Origin of the sequence: Thermomonas sp. (genome assembly GCF_047606765.1) — a bacterium.
Taxonomy (GTDB): domain Bacteria; phylum Pseudomonadota; class Gammaproteobacteria; order Xanthomonadales; family Xanthomonadaceae; genus Thermomonas.
Window position 1 is genome coordinate 1 of the sequence record NZ_JASGED010000059.1, and the last position, 18,625, is coordinate 18,625.

At 66.9% G+C, this 18,625-nt stretch carries 16 protein-coding genes; all 16 read left to right on the forward strand.

Going from position 1 to position 18,625, the window contains the following annotated elements; all coding sequences use genetic code 11:
- Window positions 1-30 precede the first annotated feature (30 nt).
- Window positions 31-669, forward strand: a complete 639-nt coding sequence (gene pyrH / locus QM612_RS05545) for a UMP kinase (RefSeq protein ID WP_415252943.1) — start codon at window positions 31-33, stop codon at window positions 667-669.
- A gap of 64 nt (window positions 670-733) precedes the next feature.
- Complete coding sequence (frr, locus tag QM612_RS05550) at window positions 734-1,291, forward strand: ribosome recycling factor (RefSeq protein WP_415252902.1); 558 nt, start codon at window positions 734-736, stop codon at window positions 1,289-1,291.
- A gap of 143 nt (window positions 1,292-1,434) precedes the next feature.
- Complete coding sequence (gene uppS / locus QM612_RS05555; RefSeq protein WP_415252903.1) at window positions 1,435-2,187, forward strand: polyprenyl diphosphate synthase; 753 nt, start codon at window positions 1,435-1,437, stop codon at window positions 2,185-2,187.
- On the forward strand, window positions 2,184-3,035 hold the full coding sequence (locus QM612_RS05560) for a phosphatidate cytidylyltransferase (RefSeq protein WP_415252904.1): 852 nt from the start codon (window positions 2,184-2,186) through the stop codon (window positions 3,033-3,035). Before uppS ends, QM612_RS05560 begins: the two co-directional genes overlap by 4 nt.
- A gap of 17 nt (window positions 3,036-3,052) precedes the next feature.
- Window positions 3,053-4,216: a 1-deoxy-D-xylulose-5-phosphate reductoisomerase gene (gene dxr / locus QM612_RS05565; RefSeq protein WP_415252944.1), complete on the forward strand. Its 1,164-nt coding sequence runs from the start codon at window positions 3,053-3,055 to the stop codon at window positions 4,214-4,216.
- Entirely contained in the window at window positions 4,213-5,571 is a 1,359-nt protein-coding gene (gene rseP, locus QM612_RS05570; RefSeq protein WP_415252905.1) for an RIP metalloprotease RseP, read from the forward strand. The genes dxr and rseP overlap by 4 nt, the downstream gene beginning before the upstream one ends.
- Window positions 5,572-5,680: 109 nt before the next feature.
- Complete coding sequence (gene bamA, locus QM612_RS05575) at window positions 5,681-8,146, forward strand: outer membrane protein assembly factor BamA (protein ID WP_415252906.1); 2,466 nt, start codon at window positions 5,681-5,683, stop codon at window positions 8,144-8,146.
- A gap of 15 nt (window positions 8,147-8,161) precedes the next feature.
- A complete protein-coding gene (lpxD, locus tag QM612_RS05580) occupies window positions 8,162-9,181 on the forward strand; it encodes a UDP-3-O-(3-hydroxymyristoyl)glucosamine N-acyltransferase (protein ID WP_415252907.1) in 1,020 nt (339 codons plus the stop codon).
- Window positions 9,178-9,645, forward strand: a complete 468-nt coding sequence (gene fabZ, locus QM612_RS05585; RefSeq protein WP_415252908.1) for a 3-hydroxyacyl-ACP dehydratase FabZ — start codon at window positions 9,178-9,180, stop codon at window positions 9,643-9,645. The genes lpxD and fabZ overlap by 4 nt, the downstream gene beginning before the upstream one ends.
- A 4-nt stretch (window positions 9,646-9,649) precedes the next feature.
- The gene (gene lpxA / locus QM612_RS05590; protein WP_415252909.1) at window positions 9,650-10,444 is read left to right on the forward strand and encodes an acyl-ACP--UDP-N-acetylglucosamine O-acyltransferase; all 795 of its coding nucleotides are present in this window, start codon (window positions 9,650-9,652) and stop codon (window positions 10,442-10,444) included.
- A gap of 115 nt (window positions 10,445-10,559) precedes the next feature.
- A complete protein-coding gene (gene lpxB / locus QM612_RS05595) occupies window positions 10,560-11,765 on the forward strand; it encodes a lipid-A-disaccharide synthase (protein WP_415252910.1) in 1,206 nt (401 codons plus the stop codon).
- A 10-nt stretch (window positions 11,766-11,775) separates the two neighbouring features.
- Entirely contained in the window at window positions 11,776-12,393 is a 618-nt protein-coding gene (rnhB, locus tag QM612_RS05600; protein ID WP_415252911.1) for a ribonuclease HII, read from the forward strand.
- Window positions 12,394-12,466: 73 nt separating this feature from the next.
- On the forward strand, window positions 12,467-15,988 hold the full coding sequence (gene dnaE, locus QM612_RS05605; RefSeq protein WP_415252912.1) for a DNA polymerase III subunit alpha: 3,522 nt from the start codon (window positions 12,467-12,469) through the stop codon (window positions 15,986-15,988).
- A 46-nt stretch (window positions 15,989-16,034) separates the two neighbouring features.
- Window positions 16,035-16,997, forward strand: coding sequence for an acetyl-CoA carboxylase carboxyltransferase subunit alpha (locus QM612_RS05610; protein ID WP_415252913.1), 963 nt, complete (start codon window positions 16,035-16,037; stop codon window positions 16,995-16,997).
- A 79-nt stretch (window positions 16,998-17,076) separates the two neighbouring features.
- Window positions 17,077-17,262, forward strand: coding sequence for a hypothetical protein (locus QM612_RS05615; RefSeq protein WP_415252914.1), 186 nt, complete (start codon window positions 17,077-17,079; stop codon window positions 17,260-17,262).
- Window positions 17,263-17,354: 92 nt separating this feature from the next.
- Window positions 17,355-18,620: a tRNA lysidine(34) synthetase TilS gene (gene tilS, locus QM612_RS05620; protein ID WP_415252915.1), complete on the forward strand. Its 1,266-nt coding sequence runs from the start codon at window positions 17,355-17,357 to the stop codon at window positions 18,618-18,620.
- Window positions 18,621-18,625: the final 5 nt, after the last annotated feature.

An 18,625-nucleotide genomic window follows, 5' to 3' on the forward strand; every position in this document is an offset into this window, starting at 1 on the left:
CGCGTTGATCACCGTGGTCAGCATGCCTATCTGGTCGCCGGTCACCCGGTCCATGCCGCCGGCGGCCAGGCCCGCGCCGCGGAAGATGTTGCCGCCGCCGATCACCAGCGCCACTTCCGTGGCGCGGGGCTGGCTGCTGGCGGGATGGATCGGGTAACCGGCGACCAGATGGGCATGCTGGCCACGGTCATCAATGCGTTGGCGATGCAGGACGCGCTGGAAAAGCTGGGCGCGCGCTGCCGGGTGATGAGCGCGATCAAGATCAACGACGTGTGCGAGGACTACATCCGCCGCCGCGCGATGCGCCATCTGGAAAAGGGCCGCGTGTGCATCTTCGCCGCCGGCGTCGGCAGCCCGTACTTCACCACCGATTCCGGCGCGGCGCTGCGCGCGATCGAGGTCGGTGCCGACCTGCTGCTGAAGGCGACCAAGGTCGATGGCGTGTATGACAAGGACCCGAAGAAGCACACCGACGCGGTCAAGCTGGACAGCCTGAGCTACGACGAGGTGCTCGCCCGCGACCTGCAGGTGATGGATACCGCCGCGTTCGCGCTGTGCCGCGATGCCGGGCTGCCGCTGCGCATCTTCGACATGGCCCAGCCGGGCGTGCTGCTGCGCATCCTGCGCGGCGAGAAGATCGGCACCCTGGTCCACCCGTCAGGCCGCTGAGCGCATCGCCAGCGCGCCTGCGCCGTATAATTGCTGGCTTGCCACAGAGCCACGGAGCCGCGCGATGCTGAACGAAATCAAGAAGGATGCCCAGGCCCGCATGGCCAAGAGCATCGAATCGCTGCGCCACAACCTGGTCAAGGTGCGCACCGGCCGCGCCAATACCGGCCTCGTGGACAGCATCCGGGTGGTCGCCTACGGCAGCGAAGTGCCGCTTTCGCAGGTGGCGTCCGTGTCGGTGGGCGATGCGCGCTCGCTGGTCATCACCCCGTGGGACAAGACCGTGGTCGGCGCGGTGGAGAAGGCGATCCTGGCCTCCGACCTGGGCCTGACCCCGAACACCGCCGGCACCACCATCCGCCTCAACATCCCGGCCCTGACCGAGGAACGCCGCAAGGACCTGACCAAGGTCGTGCATGGCGAGGGCGAAGACGCCAAGGTGGCGATCCGCAACATCCGCCGCGACGCCAACCATCAGGTCAAGGAACTGCTGAAGGACAAGCAGATCACCGAGGACGAAAGCGCGCGCACCGAGGCCGAGATCCAGAAGATCACGGATGCGGCGATCAAGGACGTTGACGAGGTTATCAAGGCGAAGGAAGTGGAACTGATGGCGGTCTGATCGGGCCTGTTGCGCTTGACCATGCTGCGTCATCGGCATCCTCGACGGCAGTCACGTACTGCCCGTACGCTCCTGCCGTCTCGTTCGCCTCTTCCTTGCCTGGCCTGCGCTCACGGCGGCCCGACTACGTCCGTGCAGATGCCATGACGCAGGATTCGTCGAAACAGATCCCCCGCCACATCGCCATCATCATGGATGGCAACGGGCGCTGGGCGCAGCAGCGCCGCCGCCCGCGCATCATCGGCCATCGCGCCGGCGCACGCGCAGTCAAGCGTTGCGTGGAGTTCTGCCTCGATCACGGGGTTGGCGCGCTGACCCTGTTCGCGTTCTCCAGCGAAAACTGGAACCGCCCGGCGGAAGAAGTGGGCGGGTTGATGAAGCTGTTCCTTGGCGCGCTGGAACGCGAAGTGGATGAACTGCACCGGCTGGGCGCGCGCCTGCGCTTCATCGGCGACCGATCGCGCTTCGATGCCGCCATCCTCGCCCGCATGCAGGCAGCGGAAGCCCTGACCGCCGGCAACACGCGGCTGCAACTGGCCATCGCCGCCAGCTACGGCGGGCGGCAGGACATCGCGCATGCCGCGCGCACATTGGCTGCCGAAGTGGCCGCAGGTCGCCTGCAGCCCGAACAGATCGACGAGGACATGCTGGGCGCGCACGTGGCGCTGGCCGACCTGCCCGCACCCGACCTGTTCATCCGCACCGGCGGCGAGCTGCGCATCAGCAACTTCCTGCTGTGGCAACTGGCCTATACCGAGCTGTGGTTCACCGATACGCTGTGGCCGGATGTCGATGCCGCAACGCTGCAACAGGCGCTGGACGACTACGCCGGTCGCGAACGCCGCTTCGGCCTGACCAGCGCGCAGGTGGCCAACCAGACAGGGGAAAGCAAGTGACCAAGACGCGCGTGCTGGCTGCACTCATCATGGCCCCGGCCGTCATCGGCGCGATCCTGCTGCTGCCCACCCAATGGCTGATGCCGCTGTGCGCGCTGGTGTTCCTGCTGGCGCTGTGGGAATGGCTGAAGCTGGCCGATGTCGAGGACACGCTGGCGCGCACCGTGCTGCTGGCCTGCAACCTGGCGCTGATGGTGGCGCTGGCTTGGGGTTCGCGTTCGCCGCTAGGCGGCACGCTGCCGCTGCTGCAACTGGTGATCGTGATCGGCGTGGTCTGGTGGCTGCTGGCGCTGATCTGGCTGCGCCATTACGACTTCGCTTCCAATCACGATGGCAACGCGCGCATGTTCAAGCTGGCCGCCGGCACGCTGGCGGTGGTGCCGGCCTGGTGCGCGCTGGGCGTGATCCACGCAGGCGAGCCACGCGGCCACTGCTGGCTGCTGCTGGCGCTGATGCTGGTGTGGGCGGCGGATAGCGGTGCCTACTTCACCGGGCGCAAGTTCGGCGGCAACTGGTTCGGCGCACGCCGACTTGCGCCACGGATCAGCCCCAACAAGACGATCGAAGGCCTGCTGGGCGGCATCGTGCTGGCGATGCTGGTGGCCGTGGTCGGCGCCCTGCTGATCGGCGCAGCGCCAGCACAACTGCCGGCGATTGCACTGGTCGCGGCGCTGACCGTCGGTTTTTCGGTGGCTGGCGACCTGTTCGAAAGCCTGCTCAAGCGGCATGCCGGGGCCAAGGATTCCGGCACCCTGATCCCCGGCCACGGCGGCGTGCTGGATCGGGTGGACAGCGTGCTGGCCGCGCTGCCGGTGTTCGCGCTGGGCAAGGCCTGGTTCGGGTTCTGAGGATTGACGGCGTGGACATGCAGCGCGTCGCCGTGCTTGGCGCAACCGGCTCCATCGGCGCATCCGCGCTGGACGTGATCGCGCGTCATCCCGATGCCATGCGCGCCAGCGTGCTGGCCGCTGGCAGCAAGGTCGATGCCCTGCTCGCCCTGTGCCGCCTGCATCGCCCGGATCACGCGGTGATTGCCGATGCAGGCGGCTTTACGGCGCTGCGCGACGGCCTGCGCGAGGCCGGGCTGACCACACAGCCGCACGCGGGCTGCGAAGCACTGGACGCACTGGTTGCAAGCGACGCCTGCGATACCGTGATCGCCGCCATCGTCGGTGCTGCCGGGCTGGCATCCACGCTTGCCGCAGCGCGCGCCGGCAAGCGCCTGCTGCTGGCGAACAAGGAATCGCTGGTGCTGGCCGGGCAGCTGCTGATGCGCGAAGTGCGTGCGCACGGCGCGACCATCGTGCCCATCGACAGTGAACACAATGCGATCTTTCAGTGTCTTGCCGATGGCAGTACGCCTGCGCGCATCACCCTGACCGCGTCCGGTGGCCCGTTCAGGGGCTGGACACGTCAGGCATTGGCGGAAGTGACACCTGCGCAGGCGGTGGCGCATCCGAAGTGGTCGATGGGGCCGAAGATTTCCGTCGATTCGGCCACGCTGATGAACAAGGGGCTGGAAGTCATCGAGGCGCATCACCTGTTCGGCCTGCCCGGCGCGCGCATCGGTGTGCTGGTGCATCCGCAGTCGCTGGTGCATTCCTTCGTCGATTTCGCCGATGGCAGCACGCTGGCGCAGTTGGGCCTGCCGGACATGCGCACCGCACTCGCCGTGGGATTGGGCTGGCCGAAGCGGATCGCTTCGGGCGTGCCGATGCTGGATCTGCTGGCACAAGGCGGGCGGCTGGATTTCCAGGTGCCGGATGCTGACGCCTTCCCCGCGCTGGGCCTTGCCTACGCCGCACTGGACGCCGGCGGCACCGCGCCTGCGGTGCTGAATGCCGCCAACGAAGAAGCTGTTTCAGCCTTTCTTCAGGGCAAGATCGGTTTCCTGTCCATTCCCGACACCGTTGCCGCCGCCCTGGACGCCATGCCGCCGCAGTCCGCCGATTCGCTTGAAGTGCTGCTGGCTGCCGACGCCGGAGCGCGCCGGCATGCACGCGCCCGCATCGCCGCGAGCGCCGCATGAGCACCTTCCTTGCCTCGCTGTGGTGGCTGCTGGTCGCGCTGGGTGTGCTGGTCACCTTCCACGAGTTCGGCCACTTCTGGGTGGCGCGCCGCTGCGGGGTGAAGGTGCTGTGGTTCTCGGTGGGCTTCGGGAAACCGCTCTGGTCGCGCACGGGCCGCGACGGCACCGAATATGTGATCGCCGCAGTCCCGCTGGGCGGCTACGTGCGCATGCTGGACGAGCGCGAGGGCGACGTGCCCGCCGCCGAGCTGGATAGCGCCTTCAACCGCAAGCCGGTGTGGCAGCGGATGGCGATCGTGGCTGCTGGCCCGCTGGCGAACCTGCTGCTGGCCTTCGGCCTGCTGTGGGCGATGCTGGTGATCGGCCGTCCCGATTACGCCCCGGTGGTGGGCCGCGCCGAGGGCATCGCTGCGCAGGCCGGCTTGCAACCGGGCGAGCGCGTGCTGGCCGTGGGCGAACGCGAAACGCCCACCTGGAGCGAACTGCAAATGGCGCTGATGGTGGCCGGGCTGGATCGCAAACCGGTGCCGCTGCGGGTGCAGCGCGAGGACGGCGGCGAAACCCGCCGCAGCCTGCCGCTGGACCGGCTACCCGCCGAGACCGACGAGATGCGGTTGCTGGGCACCATCGGCCTGCTGCCGCGCCACGTCCTGCAACCGGCGCTGGTGGGCAAGGTGCTGGAAGGCCAGCCCGCCTGGGGCCTGCTGGCCGAAGGCGACCGCATCACCGCCATCGACGCCACCCCGGTTGCCAGCTTCGAGGACATCGGCCCGCTGGTGGCCGCGCTGGGCGAACGCGGTGGCCCGGGCATGGTCGAGGTGGAGCGCGACGGCCAGCGGCTGGCACTGGAAATCACCCCGCGCCGCTTCACCGACGAGACGGGCGGTAGCCACTGGCTGCTGGGCGTGGAGCGTGCCGCAGCGGGCGAGCCGGCCAAGGACGCCGTGCTGCGGCTGGGGCCGCTGGCGGCGATTCCCGCCGCCCTGCGCGAGACCGGCTACCAGATGCGGCAACTGGTGGATCTGGTGCGCCACGCCTTCGCCGGCAGGATCTCCGTGCAGAACACGGTGTCCGGGCCGTTGACCATCGCCAGGGCCGCCAATGACTTCGCCGAGCGCGGCCCGGCCTGGTTCCTGAACTTTCTGGCCTTGCTGTCGGTCAGTATCGCCCTGATCAACCTGCTGCCGATCCCCGTCTTGGACGGGGGCCACCTGCTGTATTACCTTATCGAGTTGGTCACGGGTCGTCCCTTGGGCGAACGCGCAATGGCCACCGGCCAGTACCTTGGCCTTGCGATGATCGCGGGGCTGATGGGGCTGGCCTTTTACAATGACATCCTGCGCCTGATGTCATGACGCACCGTTCCACCCGCAGCACCGGCGCAACCGCGCCACGGCACCCCTGACAGGATGCCACCCAACAGGCCGTCCCCGGACGGGCCGACCCCACAACAGGATGTTCCGCATGACCCGACCCTTGTCCCGCCGCCTGCTCACCCTTGCCCTCGCCTCGGCGCTTTCGTTGCCGGCCTGGGCACAGACGGCGTTCGCACCCTTCACGGTCAGCGACATCCGCATCGACGGCCTGCAGCGCATCGGCGCCGGCACCGTGTTCACCTACCTGCCGGTCGAGCGCGGCGACACCCTCGACCAGGCCAAGGCCGCCGAAGCCCTGCGCGCGCTGTACAAGACCGGCTTCTTCCAGGACGTACGCCTTGACCATCAGGGCGGCATTCTGGTGGTGACCGTGGTCGAACGCCCGGCCATCAACAAGCTGACCCTGAGCGGCAACAAGGATCTCCAGACCGAGGACCTGACCAAGAGCCTGAAGGAAATCGGCCTGGCCGAGGGCGAGACCTACAACGAACTCAACATGGACCGGGTGACGCAGGAACTGACCCGCGCCTACAACAACCGCGGCAAGTACAGCGTGCAGATCACGCCCAGCGTGGAGCGGCTGGATCGCAACCGCGTCAACCTGACCTTGAACATCAAGGAAGGCAAGGCCGCGAAGATCCGCCACATCAACCTGATCGGCAACGATTCGTTCGCGGAAGAGGACATCCGCGAAGGCTGGGAATCGCAGACCAGCAACTGGCTGAGCTGGTACAAGCGCGACGACCAGTACTCGCGCGAGAAACTGTCCGGCGACATCGAGAAGCTCAATTCCTGGTACCTGGACCGCGGCCACGTCGATTTCAGCATCGATTCGACCCAGGTGTCGATCAGCCCCGACCGCAAGGACATGTTCATCACCGCCGGCGTCACCGAGGGCGAGGTCTATAGCATCTCCGAGGTCAGCGTGTCCGGCGAGACCATCCTGCCGAAGGAAGAGATCGAAACCATCGTCTCCTTCATCCGCCCCGGCAGCACCTTCTCGCGCGGCCTGCTGGAACTTGCGACCAACGCCATCACCGCGCGCCTGGCCAACATCGGCTACGCCTTTGCCCGGGTCAACCCGGTGCCGGCCATCGACCGTGACAAGCGCACCGTGGGCATCGACTTCCAGGTGCAGCCCGGCCCGCGCGTCAACGTGCGTCGGATCGTGTTCAAGGGCAATACCCGCACCGCCGACACCGTGCTGCGCCGGGAGATGCGCCAGTTCGAAGGCAGCTGGTACTCGCAGGCGGCGATCGACCGCAGCAAGGTGCGTCTGGACAGGCTGGGCTACTTCGAGAGCGTCGAGGTCGAGAACGAGCCGGTGGCCGGCACGGACGATCAGGTCGATGTGGTCTATACCGTCAAGGAGACCACCTCCGGCAGCATTTCCGCCGGCGTCGGCTATTCGCAGCTGACCGGCCTCAACCTGTCGCTGCAACTGTCCGAGAACAACTTCCTCGGCACCGGCAACCGGGTGTCGGTGGCGGTCAACCGCAGCGCCTACCAGAAGCGCTACGACTTCTCGTTCATGAACCCGTACTTCACCGACGAAGGCCTATCACTGGGTTACAACCTGTGGTGGCGCGAGTTCGACTACTCCGCCTTCAACGTGGCCTCGTACTCGACCAACAGCGGCGCGGCGCAGATGTTCCTGGGCCTGCCGCTGAGCGAGAGCGACTCGGTCTCGCTGATGTTCGGCATCGACACCAACGAAATCCTGGCGTTCAGCGGTTCCACCCCGCAGCCGCTGGTGGACTACATCGATGCCGTCGGCCAGCGCACCTTCCACTCCTGGCGCGCGCAGCTGGGCTGGGGCCGCGACACCCGCAACAACTACTTCACCCCGGTGACCGGCAGTACCCAGAGCCTGTCCGCGGAAATCGCCCTGCCCGGCTCCACGGTCGAGTACTTCAAGCTGTCCTACGACATCGCCAAGTACTGGCCGCTCAACCCGATGCTGGTGCTGAAAACCGGCATGAACCTGGGGTATGGCGATTCCTACGGCAAGGACTTCACCCGCAACCTCTGCTACACGCCGCCGACCTACACCGACAGCGATGGTGACGGCGTGCTGGATACCGTCGTCCCCGGCGCCACACCCAGCGTTCCCTGCGAGACCACCTCGTCCGACTTCCAGAAGACGGTCACCGCCAGCGGCCTGCCGTTCTTCCAGAACTTCTACGCGGGCGGCATCTCCTCCTCCGGCAAGGTGCGCGGCTTCGTGGACAACACGCTGGGCCCGTATTACGAAGTCACCAGCGGCTATCGTCAGCCGCTGGGCGGCTCGTTCCTGGTGGCAGGCTCGATCGAGGCGATCTTCCCGAAACTGTTCGACAGCCCGGCTGCGCGCGTCTCGGCCTTCCTCGACTTCGGCAACGTCTATGACGGCTTCGACAATTTCGATGCCGGCGAACTGCGTGCGTCTGCCGGCATTGCCTTGCTGTGGCGTTCGCCGATGGGCCCGCTGTCGATCAGCTACGCAATGCCGATCCGCAAGAAGGATGGCGACCAGATCGAACGCCTGCAGTTCAACTTCGGTGGCCAGCTGTAACGGCCGCGCCGAAGCATGACCGCGCCCGTCCTCAAGGCTTCGGAACTGGCGCAACGGTTCGGGCTTGAACTGCGCGGCACTGACCGCAACGTTGCCGGCGTTGGCACATTGGCCGATGCCGGCAGCACGCAACTGGCCTTCCTTGCCAACCCGCGCTACCGCGCCCAGCTCGCGCAAGCGCGTGCGGGCGTGGTGGTATTGCGCGCCGACGACGCACAGCACTGGCCCGGCACTGCACTCATCGCGCGCGATCCCTACGTCGCATTCGCGCGGATCGCCGCGCTGTTCGAGCGCCTGCCCGCGCGTGAAGCCGGCATCCATCCAAGCGCAGCGATTGATGCTTCCGCAACGGTCGATCCCGGCGCACACATCGGCCCCTTCGTCAGCATCGGCGCACGCAGCAGGATTGCAGCAGGCGCAGTGATCGGCCCCGGCTGCATCATCGGCGAGGATTGCGACATCGGCGAAGGCTGCGAACTGCAGGCGCGGGTGACCCTGCTGACCCGCGTGCGGCTGGGCAAGCGCGTGCGCATCCTGCCCGGCGCGGTGCTGGGCAGCGCCGGCTTTGGCCTTGCGATGGATGCAGGCCGCTGGGTCAACGTGCCGCAGCTTGGTGGCGTGGTGGTCGGTGACGATTGCGAAATCGGCGCGAATACCACCATCGACCGTGGCGCGCTGGGCGACACCGTGCTGGAAGAAGACGTGCGCCTGGACAACCAGATCCAGATCGGCCACAACGTGCGCATCGGCGCGCATACCGCGATGGCCGGCTGCGCGGCAGTGGCCGGCAGCGCGCGCATCGGCCGCTATTGCCTGGTGGGTGGTGCCGCCGGCATCCTCGGCCATCTGGAAGTCTGCGATCGCGTCACCATCACCGCGATGTCGCTGGTCACCCATTCCATCCGCGAGCCCGGCGAGTATTCTTCGGGCACACCTTTGATGGACAATCGCAGCTGGCGCAAGAACGCCGCGCGCTTCAAGCAACTCGACCGCATCGCCCGGCAGCACCGGGCCGGCGACAAGGACAGCGAATGACCGACACCATCCACAACGTGACCCTGCCGGTCAACGCCATCGACATCCAGCGCCTGCTGCCGCACCGCTATCCCTTCCTGCTGGTGGATCGGGTGGTGGAACTGGAACCGGGCAAGCGCGTGCTGGCCTACAAGAACGTCAGCATCAACGAGCCGTTCTTCCAGGGCCATTTCCCCGGCAACCCGGTGATGCCGGGCGTGCTGGTGGTGGAAGCGCTGGCGCAGGCCGGCGGTTTGCTGACCCAGCTTTCGGCGGACCCGGCCAATCCGCAGACCGAAACCTTCTATCTGGTGAAGGTGGACAACGCCAAGTTCAGCCGCATGGTCTCCCCCGGCGACCGGCTGGAGCTGGAAGTCGAACTCAAGCGCCGCATTCGCAACATGGCGCAGTACGTGGGCGTGGCCCGTGTCGATGGCGAGCAGGCCGCCTGCGCCGAAATCCTGTGCGCAGCCGCACGGAGCTGACGGCATGGCCGACGCTGCGCCGCTGATCCACCCCACCGCCGTCATCGATCCATCCGCACGGCTTGGTGCCGGTGTGCAGGTCGGCGCGTATGCGGTGATTGGTGCCGAAGTGGAAATCGGCGACGGCACCCGCATCGGCCCGCATTGCACCATCGAAGGGCCGACCAGGATCGGCCGCGACAACGTGTTCCACGGCCATGCCGCCATCGGTGGCGAGCCGCAGGACAAGAAATATCGCGGTGAGCGCGTGACGCTGGAAATCGGCGACGGCAACGTGATCCGCGAATTCGTCACTCTCAATCGCGGCACCGGCGACGGTGGCGGCATCACCCGCATCGGCCATCGCAACTGGATACTGGCGTACTGCCATGTCGCCCACGATTGCATCGTCGGCGACGACTGCGTGTTCTCCAACAACGCCACGCTGGCCGGGCATGTGACCGTGGGCAACCACGTCATCCTGAGCGGCTTTGCCGGCGTCCACCAGTTCTGCCGGATCGGTAACCACGCCTTCATCGGCATGGGCGCATTCGTCAACGGCGACGTGCCACCGTTCCTGATGGTGGCGCAGGAAAAGTACGCGCGCCCGCGCGGCATCAATGCCGAAGGATTGAAGCGGCGCGGCTTCGACGCCACCCGCATCGCCGCGATCAAGCGCGCCTACCGCGCGCTGTACATGGGCGATACCAAGCTGGACGAGGCCCGCGCAGAACTGGACGAAATCGCCAACGCCGGCAGTGCCGACGTGCGCGCGATGCTCGACTTCATCGAAGGCGGCGAAAGACCGCTGTTGCGATAGTGGGCATCCGCGAACTCCCCTGTGCGGGTAGCGGGCATCCGGCCCAACAAAGCGAGTATCGGGGAGCGACTTGGGCCGTGGTGCCCGCTGCCCGCCTCGGCGATACTTGCGTGCAATGACCACGCGCACTATCCGCATCGCCCTCTGCGCCGGCGAAACCTCCGGCGACCAGCTCGGTGCCGGCCTGATCGAAGCACTGCGCGCGCGTTTTCCGGATGCGCAGTTCGTCGGCATCGGCGGCCCCAACATGCGCGCCGCCGGCATGGACACATGGTGCGATGCCAGCGAGCTTGCGGTGATGGGCCTTGCCGAAGTGCTGGCGCATCTGCCGCGCCTGCTGAAACTGCGCAAGACGTTTCGTCAGCGCGTGCTGGATGCGAAGCCCGATGTTTTCATCGGCATCGACGCACCCGACTTCAACCTCGGCGTCGAAAAATGGCTGAAGCAGCGCGGCGTGCGCACCGTGCATTACGTCAGCCCGTCGGTATGGGCATGGCGCGAAAACCGCGCTGCGAAAATCGGCCAGAGTGCCGACCGCGTGCTCTGCCTGTTCCCGATGGAGCCTGCGATCTACGCGAAGCATGGCGTTGATGCCGTATTCGTCGGCCATCCGCTGGCCGATGCGATTGCACTGCAACCCGACCGCACCGCCGCGCGCACTGCGCTGGGCGAACCTGCCGACGCACCGATCCTTGCCCTGCTGCCCGGCAGCCGCCTCGGCGAAATCCAGCGCATGCTGCCGGTATTCCTTGCAGCAACATCGATGCTGCAACGTGACGTACACGGACTGCGCGTGCTGGTGCCCGCGGCGAACGCGCAATGCCACGCCGCCATCGAACAGATCGCAAAGGCATACCCCCTCCCGGCCTCCCCCTGCACGCAGTGGGAGGAGACAAACATCCGAATCCTCGACGGCGATGCCCAGCGCGCGATGATCGCCAGCGACGTGGTGCTGCTGGCCTCCGGCACCGCCGCGCTGGAAGCGATGCTGTGCAAGCGACCGATGGTCATCGGTCATCGCATTTCCGGCCTGACCTACGCCATCGTCAAGGCGTTTGGCCTGCTGAAATCCGCGCACGTCAGCCTGCCGAACGTGCTGGCCGACGAAACGCTGGTTCCCGAACTGCTGCAGGACGACTGCACACCGCAAAACCTGCACGCCGCGCTGCTGCACTGGTTCCGTGATGCCGATGCCGTGGCTGCCCTGCAGCCGCGCTTCCTCGCCCTCCACCAAACCCTGCGCCGCGACGCCTCCGCACGCGCCGCAGACGCCGTGACTGAACTGCTGTCCCCCTCTCCCTCCGGGAGAGGGCCGGGCTGAGGGTTCGCTGATGCCGGGACATATCGCACGCGCCGTACCCTCACCACAACCCCTGATTGCAGGCGTGGACGAAGCCGGACGCGGCCCATTGGCAGGCCCGGTCTGCGTGGCAGCAGTGATCCTTGACCCCGCAAAGCCCATCGCCGGCCTCAGCGATTCCAAGCAACTCAGCGAGCGCAAGCGCGACGTGCTGTACCCGTTGATCCGCGAACACGCGCTGGCGTGGCACATCACATTCGTCGAAGCCGACGAGATCGACCGCCTCAACATCTTCCAGGCCACCATGGCCGGCATGTCGCGCGCCCTGCGCGGGCTGTCACCTGCACCCGGTTTCGCCCGCATCGACGGCAACAAGCTCCCGCGCGACCTGCCCTGCCCCGGCGAGGCACTGGTCGGCGGCGACGCCCTCGACCCCGCCATTTCCGCCGCGTCCATCCTCGCCAAGGTCGCCCGCGACGCACGCATGCACGAACTGCACGCGCAGTACCCGCAGTACGGCTTCGACCGCCACAAGGGCTACCCCAGCCCGCTGCACCTCGCCGCCCTGCGCGAACACGGCCCCTGCCCCGAACACCGCCGCAGCTACGCCCCGGTGCGCGCGGCGCTGGAGGCTTCCCGCCTGTTGTAGGCGCGACGCCTGTCAAGTCCTTGTCCCCGCCCGCAAGCCGGCCTAACCTGCCGGTTCAACCTGCGGAAGCACGATGCCCGCCCGTTTCGCCCATCTCCACCTGCACAGCGAATACTCGCTGGTCGATTCGACCATCCGCATCAAGGAACTGGTCGCGGCCTGCGCCGCGCGCGGTTTGCCGGCGGTGGCGCTGACCGACCAGAACAATCTGTTCGCGCTGGTGAAGTTCTGGAAGGCGGCGGAGAACGCCGGCATCAAGCCGGTAGCCGGTGCCGACGTGTTGATTGCCGAAGGCAGCGCCCCGCCCAGCCGCCTGACCCTGCTCTGCCGCGATCAAGCGGGCTATCTGCGGCTGTCGCAATTGCTCACGCAGGCGTGGATGGAAGGCCATCGCCACGACGGCGTGGTGCTGCGCCCGCAGTGGTTGCGCGAAGGCACGCAGGGGCTGTTCGCCATCGCGGGACTCAACTCGGAACCCGGACAGTTGCTGGCCGCAGGCCGCGCCGACCATGCCGAGCAGGCATTGCACGATTTGCAGGCTGCGTTCGGCGAACGCCTGCACCTTGAACTGCTGCGCACGGGCCGCGCCGGCGAGGATGCCTACAACGCCTTCGCGCTGGACGTGTCCGCGCGCGCAGGCGTGCCGGTGGTCGCCAGCAACGACGTGCGCTTTCTCGATGCCGACGGCTTCGACGCACACGAGGCCCGCGTCTGCATCGCCACCGGTCGCGTGCTGGACGATGCCCGCCGCCCGCGCGACTACAGCCCGCAGCAATACCTGAAATCCGCCGACGAAATGGCGGACGTGTTCGCCGACGCGCCCGACGCGCTGGACAACGCGGTGGCGCTGGCCGCGCGCTGCAATCTGGAACTGCGCCTCGGCACCTATTACCTGCCCGCGTTCCCGGTGCCGTCCGACGAAACGCTGGATAGCTGGATTCGCAGCCAGTCACGCGAAGGTTTGGCCAAGCGCCTCGCAAAGGCACCACTCGCGCCCGGCAAGACCCGCGAGGATTACGAAGCGCGGCTGGAAACCGAGCTGGATGTCATCGTCAAGATGGGCTTCCCCGGCTACTTCCTGATCGTGGCCGACTTCATCAACTGGGCCAAGGAACATGGCATCCCGGTCGGGCCGGGGCGCGGCTCCGGTGCCGGCTCGCTGGTGGCGTGGGCGCTGGGCATCACCGACCTCGACCCGCTGCCTTACGACCTGCTGTTCGAACGCTTCCTCAACCCCGAACGTGTCTCGATGCCGGACTTCGACATCGATTTCTGCATGGATCGGCGCGACGAGGTGATCGACTACGTGGCGCGCAAATACGGGCGCGACCGCGTTTCGCAGATCATCACCTACGGCACGATGGCGGCGAAGGCCGTGCTGCGCGATACCGGCCGCGTGCTGGGCCACGGCTACGGCCTGGTCAACGACCTTGCCAAGATGATCCCGCTGCAACCGGCGGATCCGCTGTCGCTGGAGGACGTGATCGGCCGCAGCAAGCGTGCGCAGCAGCAGGACGGCTACACCATCGCCGAGTTCAAGGAGCGTTACGAAACCGACGAGGACGTGCGCGATCTTGTCGATCTGGCGCTGAAGCTGGAAGACCTGACCCGCAACGCCGGCAAGCACGCGGGCGGCGTGGTGATCGCGCCCAGCCCGTTGTCCGACTTCTGCCCGCTGTTCGCCGAACACGATGGCACGGGCCGTGGCCGCAACCCGGTCACGCAATTCGACAAGGACGACGTGGAAGCCGTGGGTCTGGTGAAGTTCGACTTCCTCGGCCTGCGCACGCTGACCATCATCGATTGGGCGGTAAAGGCGATCAACGCACGCCGCGCCACGCAGGGCGATGCACCGCTGGACATCAGCGCACTGCCGCTGGATGACAAGCCCAGCTACGAACTGTTCGCACGCGGCGATACCGTCGCCGTGTTCCAGTTCGAATCGCGCGGCATGCGCGAACTGCTCAAGCGGGCGAAGCCGGACACCTTCGAAGACATCATCGCGCTGGCCGCGCTGTTCCGCCCCGGCCCGCTGGGCAGCGGGATGGACAGGCAATGGTGCGACCGCAAGCACGGCATCGAAGAGGTCAGCTACCCGCACCCCGCGCTGGAACAGGTGCTTGCACCGACCTACGGCGTGATCGTGTATCAGGAACAGGTGATGCAGATCGCGCAGGTGCTGGCCGGCTATTCGCTGGGCGGCGCCGACCTGCTGCGCCGCGCGATGGGAAAGAAGAAGCCCGAGGAAATGGCGAAGGAGCGCGCCAAGTTCGAAGCCGGCGCAGCCGAGCGCGGCGTCGATCCGCGCACCGCCGCGCAGATCTTCGACTTGATGGAGAAGTTCGCCGAGTACGGCTTCAACAAGTCGCACTCTGCCGCCTATGCGCTGGTCGCCTACCAGACCGCATGGCTGAAGGTGCATTACCCGGCGGAGTTCATGGCGGCGGTGCTGTCCTCCGACATGGACAATACCGACAAGGTGGTGGGCTTCCTCGACGAGGCGCGCGCGCTGCAACTTGCGGTGTTGCCGCCGGACGTGAACGCCTCCACCTACATGTTCGAAGCCACCGATGCGCGCACGATCCGCTACGGCATCGGCGCGGTGAAGGGCGTGGGTCAGGGCGTGTGCGAAGCCATCGCCGCAGCACGTGAAGAGGGCGGGCCGTTCCGCGACCTGCTGGACTTCTGCAAGCGCGTGTCCGCCAGCGGCCTCAACAAGCGCACGCTGGAAGCATTGATCCACGCCGGCGCGATGGATGCACTGGCGAAGAACCGCGCCTCGCTGATGCTGCAACTGCCGGAAGCACTGAAGGCCACCGAGCAGATGACGCGCAACCGCGAAGCCGGCATGGTGGACATGTTCGGCAATGCAACGGGCGCGGCGGACATCGCCATCGACCTGCCCGAATGCGACGAATGGCCGCTGACGCAGAAGCTGCAGGGCGAGCGCGAAACCCTCGGCCACTACCTCAGCGGCCACCCGATGGACCCGTACCGCGACGAGTTGCAGCGGCTGGTCGGGCACGATCTTTCATCGCTGGACACGCTCTGGGAGAACCGCCCGCAGGAAGCGCGCAAGGGCTGGCGTCAGCAGATGCAGGCAGTGGTGGCCGGGCAAGTGGTCGGCATGCGCAAGCGCGGTGATTCGCAGGCCTTCGTGCAACTGGAAGATGGCCGGGGCCGCATCGAATGCGCCTTCTTCGGCGACGAATGGAAGGAATACGGACAACTGCTGACCCGCGACCGCATCCTGGTGGTGGAAGGCGACCTGCGCGAGGACGAGTTCAGTGGCGGCTTCGCCCTGCGCGCCAGCCGCTGCTGGGACTTCGCCCAGGTCTGCGGCCAGCAGGCGCAGCGGGTGTCGATCCGCATCGACCTGCGCACCCCCGGCGCGCTGCAACAGTTCGAACGGGTGCTGGACACCCATGCCGGCAAAGTGCCAATCCTGCTGGAAGCCACCACCGCAGCCGGCGTCGGCAGGCTCACCCTGAACGGCGGGCGCGGCCTGCGGGTGGATGCCGCCCTGCCCGGCCTGCTGCGCAGCCTGCCCGGCGTGGGCACGGTCAGCGTCCAGTTGTCCAAGCCCTGGGCCTGAGCCTACGCCTCGGTATGGGGCACACCGCTGGGCTAAACTTGCCGGGATGAATCCGAATTACCTCGACTTCGAGCAGCCCATCGCCGACCTGGAAGCCAAGATCCAGGAACTGCGGCATGCCAGCAACGGCCCGGCGGTCAACATCGACGCCGAAGTACATGCCCTGCAGGAAAAGCTGCGCAAGCGCACCGCGACCATCTTCCGCGACCTCACCCCGTGGCAGGTCTCGCAGTTGTCGCGTCACCCCTCGCGCCCGTACACGCTGGATTACCTGCGGGTGATCTGCGAGGAGTTCCAGGAACTGGCCGGCGACCGCGCCTTTGCCGATGACAACGCCATCGTTGGCGGTCTTGCGCGCATCGACGGACGCCCGGTGATGGTGATCGGCCACGAGAAGGGCCGCGACACCAAATCCAAGGTCAAGCGCAACTTCGGCATGCCCAAGCCCGAGGGCTACCGCAAGGCGCTGCGGCTGATGAAGATGGCCGAGCGCTTCGGCCTGCCGATCCTGACCTTCATCGACACGCCCGGCGCATGGCCCGGCATCGACGCCGAGGAACGCGGCCAGTCCGAGGCCATCGCCCGCAACCTGCTGGAAATGGCCGAGCTGCGCGTGCCGATCCTGTGTACGGTGATCGGCGAAGGCGGCAGCGGCGGCGCACTGGCCATCGGCGTGGGCGACCGCACCATCATGCTGGAATACAGCACCTACTCCGTCATCAGCCCGGAAGGCTGCGCCTCGATCCTGTGGCGCGACGCCGCCAAGGCCAAGGATGCCGCCGAGCAACTGGGCATGACCGCCAAGCGCCTGCTGGGGCTGGGCCTGATCGACAAGGTGGTGCGCGAACCCATCGGCGGCGCGCACCGCAACCCGGTGCAGATGGCCAAGCGCCTGAAGGCGGTGCTGCTGAACGAACTGGACGCGCTGGACGGCGTGCCCACCGACGAACTGCTGGAACGCCGCTACCAGCGCCTGCGCGGGTACGGCGCTTACGACGTCGCGCCCTGATCCGGCAGCGCCCAGCTTGCCCGGCTGCGCAGGTCAGCGTAGTAGGATGGCCCCATCGCAATTTCGCAGGGCACCCGCCATGTCCGCCATCTTCAAACAGCAAGCCCACAAACTGGTGGACGAACTGCCCGACGACGCCCGTTGGGAAGAATTGATCTATCAGGCAGCACTGCATCGCGCCATCGAAAAAGGCATCGACGAAGCCAACGACGGCCAGTTGATCGCTGCGGAGGACGTGCTGCGGCAGCTTGAGCTGGCAGCGTGAGGGTTTGATGCAGGCAGGTGGAAATCCTGACCGTGCTGCACTACCGGCAACTGATGCCCACCGATCTCACCGAACTGCTCGGCTGAACCGCTGTGCGCTTGCCTGACCCACCACGCCGTGCCCCGCTGCTGCTCGGCTTCAGCGGCGGGCTGGATTCCACCGTCCTGCTGCATCTGCTGACGCAGCAACACGACGAGCTGCGCGCGATTCATGTGCATCACGGCCTGCATGCCGATGCCGATGCATGGGCGGCGCATTGCCAGCAGGTGTGCGATGCGCTGCACGTGCCGCTGCAAATCGTGCGCGTTGCCGTCGAACGCGACAGCGGCCTCGGCATTGAAGGTGCTGCGCGCAAGGCGCGGCATGCGGCGTTTGCCGGTGTACTGGGCGATGGCGAAATCCTCGCACTTGCCCATCATCGCGACGATCAGGCGGAAACCTTCCTGTTGCGTGCGCTGCGCGGCTCGGGCACTGACGGCTTGGCGGCGATGCGGCCGTGGCGCGCGTTTGCGCGTGGCTGGCTGTGGCGGCCACTGCTGGATGTTTCGCGCGATGCCCTGCACGACTACGCCGCGCGGCATGATCTGCGCTGGATCGAAGACACCAGCAATGGCGAGGATGGCTTCGATCGCAATTTCCTGCGCAACCGGGTGATGCCGCTGCTGCGCCAGCGCTGGCCGCATGCTGCGGATGCCTTCGCCCGCAGCGCCACACTGTCACGTGAAGCAACGGGTTTGCTCGATGCCGAAGATGCCGCCGCGCTGCATGCTGCACGCGCCGATGACGACGGCCTGCGCATCGATGCACTGCGCACACTGCCACCCGAACGCCGTGCGCGGGTGCTGCGCCGCTGGATTGCCGAACGCGATTTGCCGCCGCTGCCGGGCAATGGCATTACCCGCATCGAAGGTGAATTGCTGGCCGCAGCACACGACGCCACGCCACGCTTCGACTGGGCCGGTGCGCGCGTGCAGCGCTGGCGAGATTTGCTGCATGCAGGCGTCATCCGTGAACCACTACCCGCGGATTGGTCGCAGGCATGGGACGGCAGCTCGCCACTTGTGTTGCCCACCGGCGGCACGTTGGCCTTGATCGGTGCATCGCGCTTCGAAACACCATTGCGCGTCCATGCACGCGCGGGCGGCGAACGCATCGTGCTGCCGGGCCGCACGTATTCGCACGCGCTCAAGCATGTCCTGCAGGACGCCGGCATCCCGCCATTGCAGCGCGAACGCCTGCCGCTGCTTTCCGGTAAGGACGGCGAATTGCTGGCTGCAGGCGACGCCATCCTGTCCGCACGCATGACGGCATGGCTGCACGAACACGGCGCGCGGCTGCACTGGACGCGGCTGGCGTAAACTCC